Origin of the sequence: Paramagnetospirillum marisnigri (genome assembly GCF_001650715.1) — a bacterium.
GTDB classification, from domain to species: Bacteria; Pseudomonadota; Alphaproteobacteria; order Rhodospirillales; family Magnetospirillaceae; genus Phaeospirillum; species Phaeospirillum marisnigri.
Genome location: NZ_LWQT01000131.1, coordinates 1 through 19,468 on the forward strand (window position 1 = coordinate 1; position 19,468 = coordinate 19,468).

Here is a 19,468-nt window from a genome sequence, read left to right on the forward strand (position 1 = left end):
ACGACCTGTACGCCAGCGTGATCATGCATGGTCATGCCACCGAAGGTAAGGAAGTGACCGTCTCCAAGATCGCGTCCCTGGCGCTTGGCGTTATCGCCGTGTTGCTGGGCCTGGTCTTCGAGAAGCAGAACGTGGCGTTCATCGTGGCGCTCACCTTCTCGGTCGCGGCCTCGGCCAACTTCCCGGTGCTGGTGCTGTCCATGTTCTGGGGCGGCCTGACCACCCGTGGCGCTGTCCTCGGCGGCATTGTCGGCCTGCTGATGTCGGTGATCATGGTGGTGCTGTCCAAGGCGGTGTGGGTGCAGAGCTTCGGCTTCGGTGAAGCCCTGTTCCCCTTCGCCTATCCGGCCCTGTTCTCGGTGCCCGCGGCCTTCTTCTTCTCGTGGGTGTTCTCCATCACGGACAACAGCGAGTCGGCCAATGCGGAACGCGCCGCCTACGAAGCCCAGGCGATCCGGTCCGAGACCGGTCTGGGTGCCGAAGGCGCCGCCTCGCACTAAGAACGGTTTGCTTGTCACGACTGGGGCCGCCGGGAAACCGGCGGCCCTTTTTCTTTGGAGGGGATGGATTGCCGGCCAGAGCGCACGGCTGTCCGTTTAAAATTTCATAGAGGGGTTAGTTAGTCTGGGTTTCCGCCGTTCATGAACACGGATTGACACGGATGCCGCTTCGCGGCCCCGGATCAGCACGGAAGATCGGGATTCGGTCGCGTCATTCAGGGGCTGGCCTGGGGAGATTGGCTCCTCCCGCCAAAGCCGCGCGCGTCATGGCTGGCTCCGGATCAAGTCCGGGAGAGAGGGAGCGGATCGCGAATGACCCCGCTTACTCCCCAGCATCATTCCATGACCCGGTCAAAGCCGGGCTGGACCGCTATTCCGTCAGGATCATGGCCAGCAGCACCAGGCCGACCACGATGCGGTAATAGGCGAAGGGCGCGAAACCGTGCCGCCCGATGAAGCCGATGAAGCTGCGCACCACCACCAGGGCCGACAGGAAGGCGGCGACGAAGCCCACGGCGATCAGTGACGCGCCGTCGAAGGACAGGGTGGACCAGTTCTTGTACAGTGACAGGGCGGTGGCGCCCATCATGGTGGGAATGGCCAGGAAGAAGGAGAACTCCGCCGCCACCTTGCGATCGACGCCCAGCACCATGGATCCCATGATGGTGGCGCCGGCCCGCGATACGCCGGGGATCATGGCCAGGGTCTGGCAGAATCCGACCCCCAGGGCCATGGCGGTGGACATATCCTCAACCTCGTGAATCCTGGCCCGCTTGACCATGCGTTCGATGGCCAGGATGGCGAGGCCGCCCGCGACCATGGCGGTGGCGATCACCAAGGGCGAATCCAGCATCTGCTTGATGTGCTTGTAGGTCAGGGCTCCGATCACGGCGGCGGGCAGGAAGGCGACCACCACATTGCGGGCGAAGGCGAAGGCGCGAGGATCGGACAGATGAGTGCCGACATCCCACAAACGTCGCCAATACACCACGCAGACCGCCAGGATGGCGCCCAACTGGATGACGATCTCGAAGGTCTTGCCCGGGACCGACTGGAAGTGGATCAGTTCGCCGATCAGCACCACATGGGCGGTGCTGGAGATGGGCAGGAATTCGGTCAGTCCCTCGACGACGCCAAGAAACAGGGCTTCCAGAAACGGCTGCATGGACCACCGATGGCTGTTGATACTGTGCCGGGATGATGCGTGCCGCTCCGCTGCGGTGCAACCCTCAAATCAAAGGCATGGCGGCGGGGAAGAGGAGGATACCCGGTTGCGCCCTTCGGCCTTGGCGCGATACAGCGCCGTATCGGCTTCTTTCAGCATGGCGTGAAGCGAGGCGAGGGGGGCTCCGCACAGGCCGATGCTGGCCGTCACGGGAATGGGGCCATCGTTGAGGTGAATGGTCGCGCCTTCGATGGCGCGGCGGATATGCTCGCAACGGGCAAGGGCGGCGTCGTGCTCCAAGCCGGGCAGCAGGATACAGAATTCCTCGCCGCCGAAGCGGCCGATCAGTTCGTCGTCTCCCGCGCCCTCCGGCATCAGCCGGGCCAGCGCGCGCAGGACCTCGTCGCCGCCGTCATGGCCGCGCGTATCGTTGATGCGCTTGAAGAAGTCGACGTCCAGCATGGCCACGGCCAGCGGCAGTCCCTTGCGCGACTGCGTTTCGAACCGTCGCTGGGCACCTTCGAGGAAGGCCCGGCGGTTGAGCAGGCCGGTCAAGGAATCGGTGCTGGCCATGACGCGCAGACTGGCGATGCTCTCCAGGCTTTCCACGTTCTGGGCCACCCGGCAGAACAACTCCTCGGGCAGGAAGGGCTTGTTCAGGTAGTCATTGGCGCCGGTCTTGATGAACTGGGCCGAAACCGGTCCCCGGGAGGATTGGCTGGAGGAAACGCCGATGATGGCCAGGCGGTCGCGGGGATGCAGCGCCCGGATGCGCCGCACGAACTGGATACCGTTCATGCCGGGCAGTTCGAAATCGGTGACTACCAGCTTGATCTGAGGGGTGGCCTGGAGCAGTTCGAACCCTTTCTCGGCATTGTCGGTGGAGAGCACCTTGAAGCCGTAGAGCGAGAGCAGGCCGCTGACCTGGCCCCGATAACTGCGGGAATCGTCCACCACCAGGGCGGTCAGGTCGTGATTGCGCCGAATCCGGTCCACCAGCCAGACCAGGTAATCGACGCTGGCGGGATTGTCCTTCAGCACATAGTCGATCACCGGCTGGGCGAGGATGCGTTCGCGGGTGGCGGTGTCGAAAACACCGCTGACCACCACCAGGGGCAGCTTGCGCTGGACGAAATAGGACACCACCGCCGCCTCGTCGGCATCGGGCAGAATCAGCCCCGAGAGCACGAGAAAGATGCCGTCATTTCCCCGGTCAAGCGTCTGGGCGGCGGCGCTCAGGCTGTCGGCGACCAGAACGTCGAGGCCGAGCCGGTCCTTGATGGCGCTGGATACTATGGCGGCATAGGCGCGAGAATTGTCGACCAGGAGAATTCGCCCTACCGCTGCCATGACTTATTTCCGCCGCGATCAATAATCAATCCTATGTTCCAGTATGATCGAACCGGCCGACAAGTGAAAGCCCAAGGCTTGCGCGAAACGGAAGGTTTGATAGGGTGCCGCCATGAAAGTGTTCGGAATCGCCGGATGGAGTGGCAGCGGCAAGACCACCTTGCTGGTGCGATTGATTCCCACCCTGATCCGTCTCGGTATCGAGGTGGCGACCATCAAGCACACCCATCACAATCCAGCGGTGGGGGATGAGGAAAGCCGAGCATTGGCTGCTGCCGGGGCGATGGAAACCCTGGTGGCCTCGCCCCGACGTTTCGCCCTGATCAATGAATTCCACGAGCGGCCGGAACCGGCCCTGGACGAACTGGTCGCCAGGATCAGCGGGGTCGATCTGCTGCTGGTCGAGGGGTTCAAGTGGGCCGGACACCCAAAGCTGGAGGTCTGGGACCCCGGCCTGGGCAAGGCCATGCTGGCGCCCACCGAGCCCACGGTCGTGGCCATTGCCTCGGATCATCCGGTTCCCATGGTGGGATTGCCGCAATTCGCCCGCGACGATATTGCTTCCATCGCATCATTTCTGATGAGCTGGGGTGGCTTTTCTAAGCTTTAGTATGGGGTGACTGTGGGGCGATTACGCGAAGTCCCGGATTGCCGGGGCCGCCGATCCATGCTTTAGTCAGGTGGGTTCTGGGGATGCCGAAGGAATTCGGCCACTTGGGGTGGTCGGTTTGCTCGGATGGGAAAAGGGCATGGCGCGTCGTCTGTGCGGCGACGCGGAGTCAGGGCTGCCGACGATGATCTCGTCTGCGGTCCGTGATGGTTTGTCTTGGGGGCGAGCACCATGAAGGTTCTTCTTGCGGATGACCACGCTCTATTTCGCGAGGGCGTGCGGATGGTTCTGGAAAATCTGGCTGAAGGGCCGCTGGATATTATCGAGGCCAGCGACTTTCCCCAGGCGCTTTCCCATGTGCGGGCCGATCCGAGTATCGATATCGCTCTGACCGATCTCGCCATGCCGGGCATGGATGGAATTTCGGCCATCAGTGCCCTGCGCCGCGCCGCGCCCGAAGTGTTCCTGGTGGTGGTCTCGGCCTCCGAGGACCCTCAGATGGTCCGTCGCGCCCTGGATGCCGGTGCCCATGGCTATATTTGCAAGTCGGCGGGCAGCGCTTCCATGATGAAGGGCATCCGTTCCGTATTGGAGGGCGATACCTTCGTCAGCCCCCATATCACCGTGCCCACCGAGGCGGTTCAGACCCAGGGCGAATTCGACGCCGACCGACTGCGCAGTCTGCTCACCCCGCGCCAGCGCGATGTGCTGGGCATGTTGCGCCAGGGTAAGTCCAACAAGGAAATCGCCCGCGACCTCAATCTGGCGGAAATCACCGTCAAGTTGCATGTCACCGCCATCCTGCGCTCGCTCAATTGCGAGAACAGGACCCAGGCCGCCATCCTGGCCGCCAAGATGGGGCTGTGATCTCTGCGGGCGGATACTCCCTTAGGGAACGATCCGTCCGTCCACCAGATGCACCCTCCGGTCGGCCAAATGCGCCAATTCGGTGTCGTGGGTAACCACTACGATGCTGCGCCCCTGCTCGCGCGCCAGGGTTCCGAACAGTTCGAACACCAGATGGGCGGTGCGGGTATCCAGGTTGCCGGTGGGCTCGTCGGCCAGGATCAGCGGCGGGTCATTGGCCAGGGCGCGGGCGATGGCGACGCGCTGGCGCTGGCCGCCCGACAACTGCTCGGGCAGCTTCTTGCGGTGGTCGGCCAGTTCCAGCGAGTCCAGCAGCCCGGCGGCGCGGTCGCGGGCCTGGGCGGCCGATAGCCGTCCCAGGCGGCGGATGGGGATTTCCACATTGGCCAGGCAGGAAAACTCCGGCAGCAGGAAGTGGAACTGGAACACGAAGCCGATACGGGCCAGCCGGATGGCGGCCAACTGGTCGGGCGTCAGGGCGGCGGTGGGCTCGCCCCGGACCAGGACCTCGCCGCCGGTGGGGCGGTCCAGCAGGCCCAGCAGATAGAGCAGCGACGATTTGCCCGATCCCGACGGCCCGGTGATGGCGACGAACTCGCCGGGTTCCACCACTAGGTCGATATCGCGCACCAGGGTGACCGGCACTGGGCCGGTCAGTTCTCGCGATAGGGAACGGGCTTCGATGGCGGCGGTCATGCGGGAATGCCCCCTCCCCAACCCTCCCCCGGCCAAGCCGGGGGAGGGGGACTTTTCGGTACAGCCTCCCCCGGCTTGGCCGGGGGAGGGGGCCGCATTCCTTCTCTCCCTCCCCCGTGCCGCGCATGGGGGAGGGCTGGGGTGGGGGCGTGGTGAAGACCTTTCATCCCGCACCTCGCACGATGTCGACGGGATTGAGGCGCGAGGCGCGCCGCGCCGGGATCCAGGCCGCCAGGGTGGCCGAGACAATGGCCATGGCGGCGCTGATGACGTAGTGCAGGGGAGTGCGGTAGAGGATGAAGCCCTCGGCCTTGACGAAGCCCTCCATGTTGAATTTCAGCGAGGCCATGAACTCGATCAGGCCCCAGCCCATCAGCCAGCCGATCAGGGTGCCGAGAACCCCCACCATCAGGCCTTCCATGACGAAGATCCGGCGGATGTCCTTGTCGCGGAAGCCCATGCTTTTCAGGATGCCGATGTCGCGGGTCTTCTCGAACACCACGGTGGAAATGACGTTGAAGATGCCGAAGCAGGCGACGATCAGGATGGCCGAGACGGTGGAATACATGATGGCGTTCTGGATCACGAAGATGCCCAGCACGTTCTTGGATTGCTCCTGCCAGGATTCCGAGCGGTAGCCATACTGCCTCTCGATGGCGGCGGCCAGGGGGGCCGCCTGTTCCACATCGTCGAGACGGATGTTGAGGCGATTGATGACATTGGGGCGGTTGGCCAGGATCTGGGCCTTCTTCAGCAGGACATAGACCTCGAAATTGTCCATCAGCGTGATGTTGGAGCGAAAGATTCCCACCACTTTCAGCTTCATCATCACGCCGACCGGCGACACCGCCGAGATCAGGTCGCCGGTGCGGATGCCCGCCTTGGCGGCGACGCCCTCGCCCAGGATGACGGCATTGGACGTGGTGTAGAGCGCGTCCAGGCTGCCCGACAGCAGGTCCTTCTCCAGATGGGTGACCCGGCGTTCGCGCGGCGGGTCGATGCCGGTGACATTGACCGAGACATCCTTGCCGCCGAAGCGCAGCAGCAGGTTGCCCGACAGGGCGGGGGCCACATGCACCCCCGGCATCTCCTCCAGGCTGGCCAGCATGTTGCGGGCACCACGGATGCCGCGCACCTCCTCGCGTGGTTTCAGGCCGCGCAGCTCCACCGCCGCGTCAGGATACAGGCGCTCCACCGGCTGGCGCGGCGCCGAGCGGACCTCGTCCTTGACGATGATATTGGGCTGCACATCGATGATGCGGGCGATGAAGTCCTTCTGGAAGCCCTGCATCATGGCCGAGATGCCGATGAAGAAGGCGACGCCCAGCGAGACACCCAGCAGCGACACCAAGGTCTGGCGGCGGCGGTGCAGCAGATGGGCAAGCGCGATGTCGAGGCCGAGGGGAAGCGCCATGGCCCGCCCTGCCTATTTCAGCCGGACGCGGTCGCCGGATTTCAGCCCGGCGGGTGGCGCCGCGATCACCGGGGTTCCCACCGCCAGACCAGCCGTCACCTCCATCATGGTGCGGCCCCGGATGCCGGTGGTCACCGGCCTGGACTGGGCGAGCCCGTCCTCGACCACGAAAACCTTGTTGCCATCCACCAGGGCACTGGCGGGAATCAGCAGGGCGTCGGGATTCTCGCGGGTGATGATATTGATTTCGGTGGTCATGCCCACCAGCAGCGGCGAGTCATCGGGCAGCATCACCCGCACGCGGAAGGTCTTGTTGACGGGATCGCCCTTGGGGGTGACGCGGTCGACCCGGGCTTCCTGCACGGCATCGGCGAAGGCGTCGGCCTTGATCAGCACCTTCTGGCCGAGCTTCACCCTGACGATGTCTTCCTCGTCCACCTCGGCGGTGATGCGCAGCGGTCGCGGCGCCCCCACCCAGAACAGGGCATCCTTGATCTCGGCCAGTTCGCCCACTTCGCCGTCGCGCTTGAGCACCACCCCATCCATGGGCGAGGTCACCAGCAGGTCGGTGCGACGCTGGCGGGCGGCGTTGATGGCCGCCGTCACCTGATTGTATTCGCTGCGCGCTTTCTGCTCGGCTTCCTTGGAGCGGATGCCGCGCTCGGCCAGTACGCCCGAGCGGGTCAGCTCCTCGCGCCAATAGGCCGCCTTGGCCTCCAGCTCACTGACCCTGGCGCGGGCCTCGCGGTCGTCGAGGCGGGCCAGCGGCTGGCCTTCCTTGACGCTGTCGCCCTCGGCCGCCAGGATTTCGGCGATACGGCCGGGCATGACCGGAGCGATGCGGGCCCATTTCTCGGCCTCCACCGTGCCGGTGGCGTAGATGGCCTCGACCGCGGGTCCCTTGCGGGGCTCGGCCAGACTGACCGGGATGCCGCTTTTGGCCTGCCACAGCCAGACTCCCCCGGCCACGGCGAGGGCGAGGATCAGCAGCAGCGGCAGGCGAGCGAGCAGGCGGTGGAGCATGGCGGTGAAACTGTAGGCGCTAATATATCATTTGACCAGCGGGTCAGAGTGCGGCCAGTACCTCTTCCACCGCATCCCAGGCGCGGTGAAGCTCGGCCTCGGTGGTGCAATAGGGCGCCAGCAGGTAGAGCACGTTGCCCAGCGGGCGCAGCAGCAGGCCGCGCGCCAGGAATTCCGCCTTCAGCCGCTGGCCGATCCCGGCACCATAGCCCTCGCCGCCGCCTCCCACATCCAGGGCGGCGACGGTGCCGCACAGCCGGGTGCGGCTGACATTTCCCAGGGATTTCAGCCGGTCGAGGCGGGCGCGGTGCAGCGCCTCGGTGGCCTTGACCCGGGCCTGGCACTCGGCGGCCTGCAACAGGTCGAGCGAGGCCAGGGCGGCGGCGCAGCCCAGCGGATTGGCGGTGAAGGTATGGCCGTGCAGGAAGGCGCGGGTGAGGTCCTGGCCGAGGAATTCCCGGAAGATGGACTCCCGCGCCACCGTCATGGACAGGGGCATGAAGCCGCCGGTCAGGCCCTTGGACAGGCAGATCAGGTCGGGCGTCACTCCCGCCTTGCGGCAGGCGAAGAAATCGCCGGTGCGGGAAAAGCCGGTCATGACCTCGTCGAGGATCAGCAGGGTCCCGGCGGCGCGGATGCGCTCCTCCAGCGCCTTGAGGAACTGCGGGCGGCACATGCGCATGCCCGCCGCGCCCTGGATCAAGGGCTCGATGATCACCGCCGAGACGCGGGCTCCCTCGGCGGCCAGCAAGGCGTCCAGCGCGGCTAGCGCCGCCTCCTCCTTGGCCTCCACCGCATCGTCGTCATCCCAGGTGGCGGGGAAGGGGACGGTGCGGAAGGGAAACAGCATCTCGGTCCACTGGTCGAAATAGCCCGACGAGCGCCCGGCCGACATGGCGCCGGCGGTGTCGCCGTGATAGCCGCCCTCGAAGGCCACATAGACGGTGCGGTCCTTGCCCCGGTTGCGCCAGTACTGATGCGCCAGCTTCAGCGCCACCTCCACGGCGGTGGAGCCATCGTCGGAATAGAACACCCGGTCCAGGTCGCCGGGCAGCAGCGCTGTCACCCTCTGGGCCAGCCGGGCGGCGGGTTCATGGGTGAAATCGGCGAAGATCACCTGCTCCAGCCGCATGGCCTGGTCGGCCACCGCCTGGGCGATGGCGGGATGGGCGTGGCCATGCAGGTTGCACCACCACGACGACACCAGATCCAGATATTCGCGGCCATCGGCGGCATAGATGGTCGAGCCCCGCGCCCCCAGGGCCAGGATGGGGGGCGGTGCGGTGCCCGCCTGGGTGAAGGGGTGCCAGACATGGCGGGCGTCCAGCGCCCGAAGCTCGTCATAGGACAGGGTCATGGGGTCAACCGGGGCAGGGGAAATCGGGGGGCGGCAGGCTCGCCACCAGGGTCTCGGTCACGGCGGGCAGCGGCTGGATCTCGGCCAGCACTGTGACGGCGCCGTAATGCTCGATGGCCTGGCGGTTGGCCGGGTTCTTCTGGCCGTTCATCACCACACCCAGGATGGGGACATGGCGACGACGCAGCACCTCCAGGGTCATCAGGGTGTGGTTGATGGTGCCGAGGCCCGAGCGGGCCACCACCACCACCGGCAGCCGCAGCCGCTCCATCAGGTCGACCATCAGCGCGGTCTCGTTGATGGGAACCATGGCGCCGCCGGCGCCCTCCACCACCAGGGCATTGGCGGTGACGGGCGGTGCCAGGGCGGACAGATCGATGCGCACCCGCTCGCGCCGGGCCGCTTCGTGGGGTGACAGCGGCGCCTGCAAGCCCACCGCCGGGGGATGAATCCGGGCGGCGGGGGCGAGGCGGGCGACAGTCATGGAATCCGACGACTCGGACAGCCCGGTCTGGATGGGCTTCCAGTAGTCGGCGGCCCAGTTGCGCACCAGCCAGGCCGAGACCAGGGTCTTGCCCACATCGGTATCGGTGCCGGTGACGAAGACGCCTTTCATGCCGGGCTCCTGGTATGGCTCAGCAGCAGGATATCCCAGGTGACGGCGCAGGGCGAGCCCAGCCCCGCCATGATCCGGCGCAGGCGGCCCGGGGTCAGCGGCCGGTGGCCGGGCCTCGGCGTGCGGGCGCCGATGGCGTCCAGCGCCGCCAGGAAGGCGCGGGCATCGGCGTAGTCCTGGGTGAAGACATGGCGCTCGACCGTGGCACCGGGCAACAGGGCGGCCAAGGCGTCGGCCTCGGGGTAATCGGGCACGCCGGACAGCAGACCCTGGGCGGCATGGGCGACCCGCCATTCCTTGAAGGTGGCCGACCCCAATGTGGCCAGCAGCAGGCTGCCGCCGGGGGCCAGCAGTCCGGCCAGCCGGGTCAGGGTGGCGCCCAGATCATCGAACCACTGCGCCGCCAAGGATGAGGCGATCAGGTCGAAGCCGCCCAGGCCGGGCGCCGGCCGTTCGGCATCCATCGCCAATATGGTCAGGCGGGGATCATCGAGGCGGGCGGTAGCCTCCACCATGGCGGGGCTGAGGTCAGTGGCCAGTAGCGAGGCCCCGGTTGGCAGGCGCTCCAGCAATCGCCGGGTCAGCAGTCCGGTGCCGCAGCCCAGTTCCAGCACCCGGGCGGTGGGCGGCAGGGCGGGCAGCGCCGCCGCCAGCAGGTCGGCGGCACGGGCCTGGGCAAGGGCGGCGGAGTCATAGGTGGCGGCGGCGGCGGAAAAGGCCGCCTCGACCCGGCGCTTACGGTCCATCAGCTCCTCGCCGCCAGCAGCCGCACCCGCGACGCCACCCAGTCGGGATGGGTCAGCGGCAGCAGATGACCGGCGCCCTCCACCAGAACCAGTTCGTCGACGGGAAAGCTGGCGATGCTCATTTCCTTGGGCACGATGGGATCGGACAGCCCGGCCAGGGCCTGGCGCGGGCAGGACAGCATTAGATAGCTGGTGCGCTCGTCGCACTTGCCCAGCCAGGCCAGCGCCTGGGCCAATGGCTCGGCCTCCAGCGCCGAGGTCTCGGGCGCGTCGACCCCGCAGCGGACCAGGAAGTCGCGCAGCACCTCGGCGGGTTCGGTCTCGAAGCGGTCGATCATGCGGTCCACCATGCGCGGCGGCACGCCCTCGATGAAATGCTGGGCGCGGGTGAAACGGGGAAAGGCGTTGATGGCCAGCACCCCCGCCCAGGGCCGGGGAATATTGGCCAGCGCCCAGGCCAGCCCCATGGAATGGGCCACCACCAGCGGCCGCTTGACCTCGGGCCGGTGGGGGCGGCCGTAAAAGCCGAGATCGACCCGCTCGGCGGAGAAATCGGGCAGGCGGTCCAGCAGCGGATCCCAGAACCCGGCGTCGAAGCCCCAGCCATGGACGCAGAGCAGTGCGGTCATCCCACTTCCCCCACCGCCTCGATCACCGCCTGGATCAGTCGGTCGATATCGGTCTCGGAATGCACCGCCGACAGGGCGAAGCGGATGCGGCTGGCGCCCTTGGGCACGGTGGGCGGCCGGATGGCGATGCCCAGGATGCCGCGTGCCTCCAGCGCCTTGGCCACCGCCAGGGTGCGATGCTCGTCGCCCAGGATGACCGGCACGATCTGGGTGGTGGAGGCGCCGGTGTCCAGGCCTTCCGCCCGCAGCGCCGCCCGCAGGCGCGACGCCATCATCTGCAGATGGGTGCGCTCGGCCACCAGTCCGGGCACCAGGTCCAGCGCCGCATCCATGGCGCCCAGCACTGCGGGCGGCAGGGCGGTGGCATAGATCAGGCCCGAGGCGCGGTTGACCAGATAGTCGCGCAGCGCGCGCGAACAGGCCACATAGGCGCCGAAGCCGCCCATTCCCTTGGAAAAGGTCCCCATGGCGACATCGACGCCGTGGCCGGGGGTCAGGCCGAAGCCGGTATCGCCCAGAACGCCGGTGGCATGGGCCTCGTCCAGATAGAGCAGGGCGTTCCAGCGCTTGGCCAAGGCCGCCAGACGCCCCACGTCACTGGCGTCGCCATCCATGCTGAACACCGTCTCGCTGACGATGACCCGGGGGCCGGGGCGATCCGCATGCACCTTCAGCAACTGCTCCAGATGGTCGAGATCGTCGTGGCGATAGCGCAGATGCCTGCCGTCGCCGAGGCGCAGCCCGGCATGCAGGCTGGCATGGATCAGCCGGTCTGAGAGCACCAGCGGCTCGGCCCCCCACAGGGTCTTGTCCAGCAGGGCGGGCAGCACCGAGGCGTTGCACTGCCAGCCGCTGGCCAGGATCAGGGCGGCCTCGGTGCCCTTGGCCCGGGCGATCTTGGCCTCGATGGCCTCCATGGCCGCCAGATGGCCGGTGACAAGGCGCGAGGCGCCGCTGCCCGCGCCCAATTCCCGCGCCCAACGCGAGGCCCGCTCCACCATCAGGGGGTGGCGGGTCAGGCCGAGATAGTCATTGGAGGAAAAATTGATCAGGTCGCGCCCGCCCAGCCGGATACGACCGTTGGGCAGCGGCTCGACGGCGCGGAGCGAGCGCCTGCGCCCGGCCTGGTCCAGGCCGGTCAGGAAGCGCTCGACGATGTGATCCAGTCCATCCATGCCAGGAGTCGTCATAGAGGGTTTTCGCTCCTGTTGCAAAGGGGTGATGCGCGGTTCTACATTGCGCACCCCAAGATGCATCAATAAGGGATCAGCCGGTGAGCACGCAGGCAGCAAGGACGATGGAGGCCGAGAACGGCGGGCTCCGCCATGATTGGACGGCGGAGGAAGTGGGGGCGATCTTCGGCCAGCCCTTCATGGACCTGATCTTCCAGGCCCAGACCGTGCACCGGGCCAATTTCGATCCCAACCGCATCCAGGTGTCCAAGCTGATCTCCATCAAGACCGGCTCGTGCCCCGAAGACTGCTCCTACTGCCCGCAAAGCGCCCACTACGCCACCGGCCTGGAAAAGGAAAAGCTGATGGCGGTGGAAGAGGTGGTCGAAGCCGCCGCCCAGGCCAAGGCCGAAGGCGCGTCGCGCTTTTGCATGGGCGCCGCCTGGCGCGGCCCCAAGGGCGATGATTTCGAGGTGGCGGTGGCCATGATCGAGGGGGTCAAGGCGCTGGGCATGGAAACCTGCGCCACCTTCGGCCTGCTGGACAAGTGGCAGGCGAGCCGCCTGAAGGAAGCCGGTCTCGACTATTACAACCACAATATCGACACCAGCCCGGAACACTATGGCGAGGTCATCACCACCCGGACCTTCCAGGACCGGCTCGACACCCTGGACGTGGTGCGCGATGCCGGGCTGCATGTCTGTTCTGGCGGCATCATCGGCCTGGGCGAGACCACCACCGACCGGGTCAAGATGCTGCTGACCCTGGCCAATATGCCCAAGCATCCCGACAGCGTGCCCATCAACCTGCTGATCCCCATCGCTGGAACCCCCCTGGCCGACGCGGAAAAGCCCGATGCCTTCGATTTCATCCGCACCATCGCCACGGCGCGGATCATCATGCCGAAAAGCTTCGTGCGGCTGTCGGCGGGGCGCGAAGGCATGAGCGAGGAAATGCAGACCCTGTGCTTCCTGGCCGGGGCCAATTCCATCTTCTGCGGCCAGAAGCTGCTGACCGCCAAGAACGCCGCCCCGGGCCAGGACAAGAGCCTGTTCGGACGGTTGGGCCTGTCGCCCATGTAATAGGGCAGCCCCCACCCCGCCCCTCCCCCAACCCTGTTGGGGGAGGGGCGGGGTGGGGGCTGATCCGCCTTCGCCCGCCTAAGCCTTCGGGCGCTTGTCCACCACCCGCTTGGCCTTGCCCATGCTCCGCTCGATGGAGTTGGGAACCAGCACATTGACCTTGGTGCTGATGCCGATGAAGCTCTTGATGTGGTGGGCCAGGTCCTTGGACGCCGCCGCCAGGGCGGAATCGTCGAAGGGCTGGTCGGGGCGGACCTCGACGTTGACGGTGACCGAGTCCAGGTGGCCGTCGCGGGTGACCTCCAACTGGTAATGCGGCGCCAGCCGGTAGTCCTTCAGGATCAGTTCCTCGATCTGGGTCGGGAAGACGTTGACGCCGCGGATGATCAGCATGTCGTCGGACCGACCGGTGATCTTGCCCATGCGCCGCATGCTCCGCGCCGTGCCCGGCAGAAGCTGAGTCAGGTCGCGGGTGCGGTAGCGGATGATGGGCAGCGCCTCCTTGGACAGGCTGGTGAACACCAACTCGCCCATGGAGCCGTCGGGCAGCACCTCGCCGGTATGGGGGTCGATGATCTCGGGATAGAAGTGGTCTTCCCAGATATGCAGCCCATCCTTGGTCTCGACGCATTCGCAGGCGACGCCGGGGCCGATCACTTCCGACAGGCCGTAGATGTCCACCGCCTCGATGCCCATGCGGACCTCGATCTCTTCCCGCATGGCGCCGGTCCAGGGCTCGGCGCCGAAGATGCCGATCTCCAGCGAACAGGTCTTGGTGTCGACGCCCATGCGGTCCATCTCGTCGGCAATGGCCAGCATGTAGCTGGGCGTCACCATGATGATCTCGGGCTTGAAGTCCTGGATCAGCTGAATTTGCTTTTCCGTCTGGCCGCCCGACATGGGAATGACGGTGCAGCCCAGCCGCTCGGCGCCGTAATGGGCGCCAAGGCCGCCGGTGAACAGGCCATAGCCGTAGGAGACGTGGCACTTGTCCTTCTTGCGGCCACCGGCGGCGCGGATGGAGCGGGCCATGACATCGGCCCACATATGGATGTCGTTCTGGGTATAGCCCACCACGGTGGGTTTGCCGGTGGTGCCGGAACTGGCATGGACCCGCACCACCTCGTCCATGGGCACCGCGAACATGCCGAAGGGGTAGGTGTCGCGCAGGTCGGCCTTGGTGGTGAAGGGGAACCTGGCCAGGTCCTTCAGGTCCTTGAAGTCATCGGGGTGGACCCCCTTGTCCTGGCACTTCTTGCGGTAGTGCTCGACGTTATTATAGGCATGGGTCAGCGACCATTTCATGCGCTCGGTCTGCAGCGCGGTGATCTGGTCGCGGCTGGCCACCTCGATGGGGTCGAGCAGGTCTTTCGGCGGCGGAACGCGCCGGGCGGCGGAATTCGACATAGTATCCTCCCGAAGCGGCGAGGCCCTCTGTCGGGGCCTTCGCCGGGTTAGCTTTCTTACACTCTCTCGATGACCATGGCGATGCCCTGGCCGACGCCGATGCACATGGAGGCCAAGGCCCGCTTGGCACCGGTAGTCCTCAACTGGATGGCGGCGGTGGCGATCAGCCGGGCGCCGGTCATGCCCAGCGGATGGCCCAGCGCGATGGCGCCGCCATTGGGGTTGAGGCGGGAATCGTCGTCGGCGATTCCCAATTGGCGGGTACAGGCCAGCGCCTGGGCGGCGAAGGCCTCGTTGAACTCGATCAGGTCGATATCGGCCAGGGTCAGGCCCAGGCGGTCCAGCAGCTTGCGCGAAGCGGGGACGGGGCCGATGCCCATGATGCGCGGCGGCACCCCGGCGGTGGCCATGCCCCGGATGCGGGCCAGCGGCGCAAGCCCCAGCCTGGCCGCCATGGCGGGCGAGGCGATCATCAAGGCGCAGGCGCCGTCATTGACGCCCGAGGCATTGCCAGCGGTGATGGAGCCCCCGGCCCGGAACGGCGCCTTCAGCTTGGCCAGCGCCTCCATGGTGGTGGCGCGGGGATGTTCGTCCTTGTCGACGATGGTGACCTCGCCCTTGCGGCCGGGAATCTCGACGGGGGCGATTTCCTGGGCCAGGCGGCCATTGGCCTGGGCGGCCGAGGCCTTGGCCTGGCTGGCCAGGGCGAAGGCGTCCTGGTCATCGCGCGAGATATTGAACTCAGCCGCCACGTTCTCGGCGGTCTCCGGCATGGAATCGGTGCCGTACTGCTTTTCCATCAGGGCATTGACGAAGCGCCAGCCGATGGTGGTGTCATAGATGCGGGCGTCGCGGGAAAAGGCGGAATCGCCCTTGGGCATCACGAAGGGGGCGCGGCTCATGCTTTCCACCCCGCCCGCGATCATCAGCTGGGCCTCGCCGGTCATGACGGCGCGCGCGGCATAGCCCACCGCATCCATGCCCGAGCCGCACAGCCGGTTCAAGGTGGTGCCGCCCACTTCGACCGGCAGCCCGGCCAGCAGCAGCGCCATGCGCGCCACATTGCGGTTGTCCTCGCCCGCCTGGTTGGCGCAGCCATAGACCACCTCGTCCAGTTGGCTCCAGTCCAGACCGGCATGCCGCGCCATCAGCGCCTTGATGGGATGGGCCGCCAGATCATCGGTGCGCACGCCGGACAGCACACCGCCGTAACGGCCGATGGGGGTGCGGACGGCATCACAGATCAGCGCTTCGAACATCATTCATTCCCTTCGACGATGGAGCCCGGGAGGGTGCGGCTCTGGCCGCGAAACAGCGCCACCACCACGCCATCCTGGTTGGTGACGGTGCAATCATAAAGGCCGGTGCGGCCCTTCAGGTGGATTTCGCGGCACTCGGCGCTCAGACGGTCGCCCAACTGGGCGGCGGCGGGATAGGCGATGGTGCAGCTTTGCGCCACCGCGATATGGCCGTGGGAATTGCAGGCAAAGGCGAAGGCGGTGTCGGCCAGGGCGTAGCTGATGCCGCCATGGCAGGTGGATACCCCGTTCAGCATGTCGGGCCGCACCGTCATGGATAGCAGGGCATAGCCCGGGGCCACCTTGTCGACCCGCATGTCCAGCAGGCGGGACACCGCGTCACGCTGGCTCATGACCGCGGCGACCCTTTCGGCCGTAACCTGAGCTTTGCGTTTGTCCGGCATTACGGTCCCTGCAATCATTTAATTTGGTACTGTAATACCGAATTAGGGCGGGGCTCGTCAATCACCGCTTCGGTTCTTTTTCTTGCAAGGATTCCAGGCAGGCAGTACGGTCGAGCCTCCGGATAGCCGGGCTAAAGGACTCGCCCAGGTGCTTGTTATTAAAGAGTTTGTAAAGAAGATCCTGGCGGTCGTGTTCTCGGGCATGACCATGGCGGAGATTTTCGACCTGTTCCTGCCGACCCGGCAGTCGGCATTCGTGCAACGGCGCCGGGCCTTGCTGATCCTGTCGCGTGTCCGATTGGTGGCGGCCACCTTCGCGGTGTTGACCCCCCTTTGGATTCCCGTCGATCTCATCATCTTCGAGACGTCGCTGGCCATGTATCTGGCGGCGCTTCGCGTCCTGGCCTGTATCGCCTTCGCGGTGCTGGCCCTGTCGTTCAGGGGCTCGGACAGCGTGGCGGTGGCTCGGTGGGGCATGATCTGGCTGCTGGTGATTCCCACGGTGTTCTTCCTGATCAGCCATCCGCTGCTGGGACAATTCGCCATCAACGATCCGGCACAGCAGGTGATCGCCGCCGGTTACGCCTTCCTGCCCTTCGTCATGGTGGCGGGGCTGTCGGTGTTTCCCATCACCGCCCTGGAAGGGGCGCTGCTGGGCCTGCCGCTGGTGCTGGCCTATCTGCTGACCGGCTTGCTGGGCTATCAGCTGCTGCCGTTTGCTTCCCATCTTGGCGCCCAATGGCTGTTGCTTCTGCTGGCCTCGGTTTCGACCCTGGCGGGCATGAGCCAGCTTCATTTCATGAGCCAGCTGGTGGACCAGTCGTCCCATGACGGGCTGACGCGGGCCTATAACCGCCGGGTCGGGGAAGAGATGCTGGTGCAGCAGTTCGTCACCGCCGCCCGTTCGCAGACGCCCCTGGCGCTCGCCTTCGTCGATCTGGACAACTTCAAGTCCATCAATGACAAATACGGCCATGAAGAGGGTGACAACGCGCTGCGTGCCGCCTCGACCAGCTTGCGCAAGGTCCTGCGCCGAGGCGACATCCTGATCCGCTGGGGCGGCGAGGAGTTCCTGGCCGTCATGCCCAACACCGATCCCGCCGGGGCATCCATCGCGGTGCAGCGGATGCGTCAGGCGGGGCTGGGTATCCGTCCCGATGGCAAGCCGCTGACCGCTTCCATCGGCGTGGCCGAGCGTCTGGCCGATGGGATCGAGACTTGGACCGATCTGGTGGAAAAGGCCGATCAGCGCATGTATTTCGCCAAGCAGAACGGCAAGGACCGCGCCATCGGCTGTGGCGAGACGCCCATCGTCGCCGAGACCGCCTCCGCCTGATCGGCCGGGCGTCTTACGGCGCCAATTCGAAAATCCCCTCGATCTCCACCGCCACGTCCAGCGGCAGCGACGGCGCCCCAACCGCGACGCGGGCATGACGCCCGGCCTCGCCCAGGACTTCCACCATCAGGTCCGAGGCGCCATTGACCACCTTGGGCTGGTCGGTGAAGGAGGCCGTGCAGGCGACGAAGGCGGTCAGCCGGACCAGACGGCGCACCCGCTCCAGATCTCCTCCGGCGGCGGCCCTGGCCTGGGCCAGCAGGTTCAGGGCGCACAGCCGGGCGGCGCGAACGCCCTCTTCCAGGCTGACGCTGTCGCCCAGCTTGCCGGTGACCACCGGCTTGCCGCCCTCCAAGGGCAATTGCCCGGACACGAACAGCAGGTTGCCGGTGATGACGAAGGGGACGTAGTTGGCCACGGCGACGGCGGGGGTCGGCAGGGTGATGCCCAATCGGGCAAGGCGCTCGGTGACGGTTCCGCTCATGGCTGTCTGCTCCGGACTGGGCAAGGAAAGGGTGAAAAGGGTAGCGCGGCTGGACGGACGGGGAAAGCCTTGCGTTTTCGCCATGGGCCCATGCGGTGGCAAGGGGTGTTACGGGAGGGATGTCTCACCTAAATTTTGTAGAGTGATTACAAATATCAGGTTGCCGCCATGTCCTTGTCTCCCACGATGAAGTCCTGTTCTCCGCTGGATGTTCCCGCCGCATCCGGTCGCGGTCTGATCAGCGCCCTGCGGGGCAGCCGTCTGGTCCGGCGTCTGGAGGTTCTGGCCGCCCGCCGAGCCTTGAAGGCCGAACTGGATCGCCTCGACCATCGGGAATTGCACGACCTTGGCATCGACGCGGCTGGGGTCGATGGCTTTGTCGCCAGTTGGACCCCGGCCTGGAAGAACTGATCCCCGCACTTCGCCTGATTGATCCCGTCGGCCCGTCATGGTTCAATCCCCCGTATCGGTTTGAGCGGAGGTCTGAAGTTGGCCCGTTGGCGCGCTGCCCTTGCGGCCCTGGTGGTCGCTATACCCGTGTCCGGGGCTTCTGCCCGGGATTTGGTGGTCGGGGTCGAGGCCATCGACTACGCACCGGTTTATGGCATGCGCGGCGGCGAATTCATCGGTGCCGCCCGGGAAATCCTCGACGCCTTCGCGCGTGACCAGGGGCATCGGCTGACCTATCGGCCATTTCCGGTCAAGCGGTTGCTGGCGGAACTGATCCACGGCGGGATCGATCTGAAGTTTCCCGACAGTCCCGACTGGCAGGGCGCGGTGCGCAAAGATGTTCCCATCGCTTATTCCAAGCCGGTGATCGCTTATATCGACGGCACGGTGGTGCGGGCCGAGCGGGTTGGAGCCGCCCCGGAAACCATCGCCAGCCTGGGAACGGTGGCCGGATTCACTCCCTTCGCCTGGCAGGACAGCATCAAGGCGGGCAAGGTCAGTCTGACCGAGAATCCAGGGTTCGAGGCGCTGCTGAAGCAGTTGCAGATCGGCCGGATCGATGGCGCCTATGCTAATGTGGCGGTGATGCTGACGGCCGCCGAGGTGGTTCTGGGCAATCCTGGCACCCTGGCCTATGCGCCGGGCCTGCCCCATATCGCCGATTCCTATCGCCTGTCGTCGTACAAGAGCCCCGAGATCGTCGCCGAATTCGACGAATGGCTGGGGCGCAACGGCAAGCTGGTGGCCGAGATCATCAGCCGAACCGGTGCCGAGCGCGGCATCCGCTGATCTTCCCGATTGAAAAGGAATTTGGGCCGACCCCTTGCGAGGTCGGCCCGTCCCGGTCACGGGTGGAGGAGAT

General features: G+C 66.2%; 21 protein-coding genes. 7 read left to right on the forward strand and 14 right to left on the reverse strand.

What is annotated here, in order from left to right; all coding sequences use genetic code 11:
• On the forward strand, nucleotides 1-500 hold a 500-nt coding region (locus A6A04_RS20625; RefSeq protein WP_407670282.1), incomplete at its 5' end, for a sodium:solute symporter family transporter.
• 370 nt (nucleotides 501-870) lie between these two features.
• Here A6A04_RS20625 and A6A04_RS20630 read toward each other — a convergent pair.
• Complete coding sequence (locus A6A04_RS20630) at nucleotides 871-1,665, reverse strand: undecaprenyl-diphosphate phosphatase (protein WP_068495906.1); 795 nt, start codon at nucleotides 1,663-1,665, stop codon at nucleotides 871-873.
• A 69-nt stretch (nucleotides 1,666-1,734) separates the two neighbouring features.
• On the reverse strand, nucleotides 1,735-3,015 hold the full coding sequence (locus tag A6A04_RS20635) for a GGDEF domain-containing response regulator (RefSeq protein WP_068495907.1): 1,281 nt from the start codon (nucleotides 3,013-3,015) through the stop codon (nucleotides 1,735-1,737).
• Between the two features lie 112 nt (nucleotides 3,016-3,127).
• On the opposite strand from A6A04_RS20635, the gene mobB reads away from it, so the two are divergent.
• On the forward strand, nucleotides 3,128-3,625 hold the full coding sequence (gene mobB, locus A6A04_RS20640; RefSeq protein ID WP_068495908.1) for a molybdopterin-guanine dinucleotide biosynthesis protein B: 498 nt from the start codon (nucleotides 3,128-3,130) through the stop codon (nucleotides 3,623-3,625).
• A gap of 231 nt (nucleotides 3,626-3,856) precedes the next feature.
• Entirely contained in the window at nucleotides 3,857-4,492 is a 636-nt protein-coding gene (locus A6A04_RS20645) for a response regulator (RefSeq protein ID WP_068495909.1), read from the forward strand.
• Nucleotides 4,493-4,513: 21 nt separating this feature from the next.
• Here A6A04_RS20645 and A6A04_RS20650 read toward each other — a convergent pair whose 3' ends face one another.
• The 8 genes from A6A04_RS20650 to A6A04_RS20685 form a co-directional block, all read right to left on the reverse strand.
• Complete coding sequence (locus A6A04_RS20650; RefSeq protein ID WP_068495910.1) at nucleotides 4,514-5,188, reverse strand: ABC transporter ATP-binding protein; 675 nt, start codon at nucleotides 5,186-5,188, stop codon at nucleotides 4,514-4,516.
• Between the two features lie 163 nt (nucleotides 5,189-5,351).
• Nucleotides 5,352-6,602: an ABC transporter permease gene (locus A6A04_RS20655; protein ID WP_068495911.1), complete on the reverse strand. Its 1,251-nt coding sequence runs from the start codon at nucleotides 6,600-6,602 to the stop codon at nucleotides 5,352-5,354.
• A gap of 12 nt (nucleotides 6,603-6,614) precedes the next feature.
• Nucleotides 6,615-7,625 (reverse strand): efflux RND transporter periplasmic adaptor subunit, encoded by a 1,011-nt coding sequence (locus A6A04_RS20660; RefSeq protein ID WP_068495912.1) that lies wholly within the window; start codon nucleotides 7,623-7,625, stop codon nucleotides 6,615-6,617.
• A gap of 43 nt (nucleotides 7,626-7,668) precedes the next feature.
• On the reverse strand, nucleotides 7,669-8,982 hold the full coding sequence (bioA, locus tag A6A04_RS20665; RefSeq protein ID WP_068495913.1) for an adenosylmethionine--8-amino-7-oxononanoate transaminase: 1,314 nt from the start codon (nucleotides 8,980-8,982) through the stop codon (nucleotides 7,669-7,671).
• Nucleotides 8,983-8,986: 4 nt separating this feature from the next.
• On the reverse strand, nucleotides 8,987-9,598 hold the full coding sequence (gene bioD, locus A6A04_RS20670) for a dethiobiotin synthase (protein WP_068495914.1): 612 nt from the start codon (nucleotides 9,596-9,598) through the stop codon (nucleotides 8,987-8,989).
• Nucleotides 9,595-10,344, reverse strand: a complete 750-nt coding sequence (locus tag A6A04_RS20675; RefSeq protein WP_068495915.1) for a methyltransferase — start codon at nucleotides 10,342-10,344, stop codon at nucleotides 9,595-9,597. Before A6A04_RS20675 ends, bioD begins: the two co-directional genes overlap by 4 nt.
• Complete coding sequence (locus A6A04_RS20680) at nucleotides 10,344-10,973, reverse strand: alpha/beta fold hydrolase (RefSeq protein ID WP_068495916.1); 630 nt, start codon at nucleotides 10,971-10,973, stop codon at nucleotides 10,344-10,346. The genes A6A04_RS20675 and A6A04_RS20680 overlap by 1 nt, the downstream gene beginning before the upstream one ends.
• Nucleotides 10,970-12,148, reverse strand: coding sequence for an aminotransferase class I/II-fold pyridoxal phosphate-dependent enzyme (locus A6A04_RS20685; protein ID WP_068495917.1), 1,179 nt, complete (start codon nucleotides 12,146-12,148; stop codon nucleotides 10,970-10,972). Before A6A04_RS20685 ends, A6A04_RS20680 begins: the two co-directional genes overlap by 4 nt.
• Nucleotides 12,149-12,246: 98 nt before the next feature.
• On the opposite strand from A6A04_RS20685, the gene bioB reads away from it, so the two are divergent.
• The gene (gene bioB / locus A6A04_RS20690) at nucleotides 12,247-13,227 is read left to right on the forward strand and encodes a biotin synthase BioB (RefSeq protein ID WP_068495918.1); all 981 of its coding nucleotides are present in this window, start codon (nucleotides 12,247-12,249) and stop codon (nucleotides 13,225-13,227) included.
• A 78-nt stretch (nucleotides 13,228-13,305) separates the two neighbouring features.
• On the opposite strand, the gene paaK is transcribed toward bioB, so the two are convergent.
• From paaK to paaI, 3 genes are read right to left on the reverse strand one after another with little or no spacing between them, the layout of a single operon-like run.
• Nucleotides 13,306-14,634, reverse strand: coding sequence for a phenylacetate--CoA ligase PaaK (gene paaK / locus A6A04_RS20695; protein ID WP_068495919.1), 1,329 nt, complete (start codon nucleotides 14,632-14,634; stop codon nucleotides 13,306-13,308).
• A gap of 56 nt (nucleotides 14,635-14,690) precedes the next feature.
• Entirely contained in the window at nucleotides 14,691-15,893 is a 1,203-nt protein-coding gene (pcaF, locus tag A6A04_RS20700; RefSeq protein ID WP_068495920.1) for a 3-oxoadipyl-CoA thiolase, read from the reverse strand.
• On the reverse strand, nucleotides 15,893-16,285 hold the full coding sequence (gene paaI / locus A6A04_RS20705) for a hydroxyphenylacetyl-CoA thioesterase PaaI (RefSeq protein ID WP_245651328.1): 393 nt from the start codon (nucleotides 16,283-16,285) through the stop codon (nucleotides 15,893-15,895). Before paaI ends, pcaF begins: the two co-directional genes overlap by 1 nt.
• A 199-nt stretch (nucleotides 16,286-16,484) precedes the next feature.
• Here paaI and A6A04_RS20710 point away from each other — a divergent pair, with 199 nt between their 5' ends.
• Nucleotides 16,485-17,672: a GGDEF domain-containing protein gene (locus A6A04_RS20710; RefSeq protein WP_068495922.1), complete on the forward strand. Its 1,188-nt coding sequence runs from the start codon at nucleotides 16,485-16,487 to the stop codon at nucleotides 17,670-17,672.
• A 13-nt stretch (nucleotides 17,673-17,685) separates the two neighbouring features.
• Here A6A04_RS20710 and A6A04_RS20715 read toward each other — a convergent pair whose 3' ends face one another.
• A complete protein-coding gene (locus tag A6A04_RS20715) occupies nucleotides 17,686-18,156 on the reverse strand; it encodes a RidA family protein (RefSeq protein WP_068495923.1) in 471 nt (156 codons plus the stop codon).
• Nucleotides 18,157-18,324: 168 nt separating this feature from the next.
• On the opposite strand from A6A04_RS20715, the gene A6A04_RS20720 reads away from it, so the two are divergent.
• Together A6A04_RS20720 and A6A04_RS20725 are read left to right on the forward strand one after the other, a co-directional pair.
• Entirely contained in the window at nucleotides 18,325-18,567 is a 243-nt protein-coding gene (locus A6A04_RS20720) for a hypothetical protein (protein ID WP_068495924.1), read from the forward strand.
• Between the two features lie 126 nt (nucleotides 18,568-18,693).
• A complete protein-coding gene (locus A6A04_RS20725) occupies nucleotides 18,694-19,395 on the forward strand; it encodes a type 2 periplasmic-binding domain-containing protein (RefSeq protein WP_245651329.1) in 702 nt (233 codons plus the stop codon).
• Nucleotides 19,396-19,468: the final 73 nt, after the last annotated feature.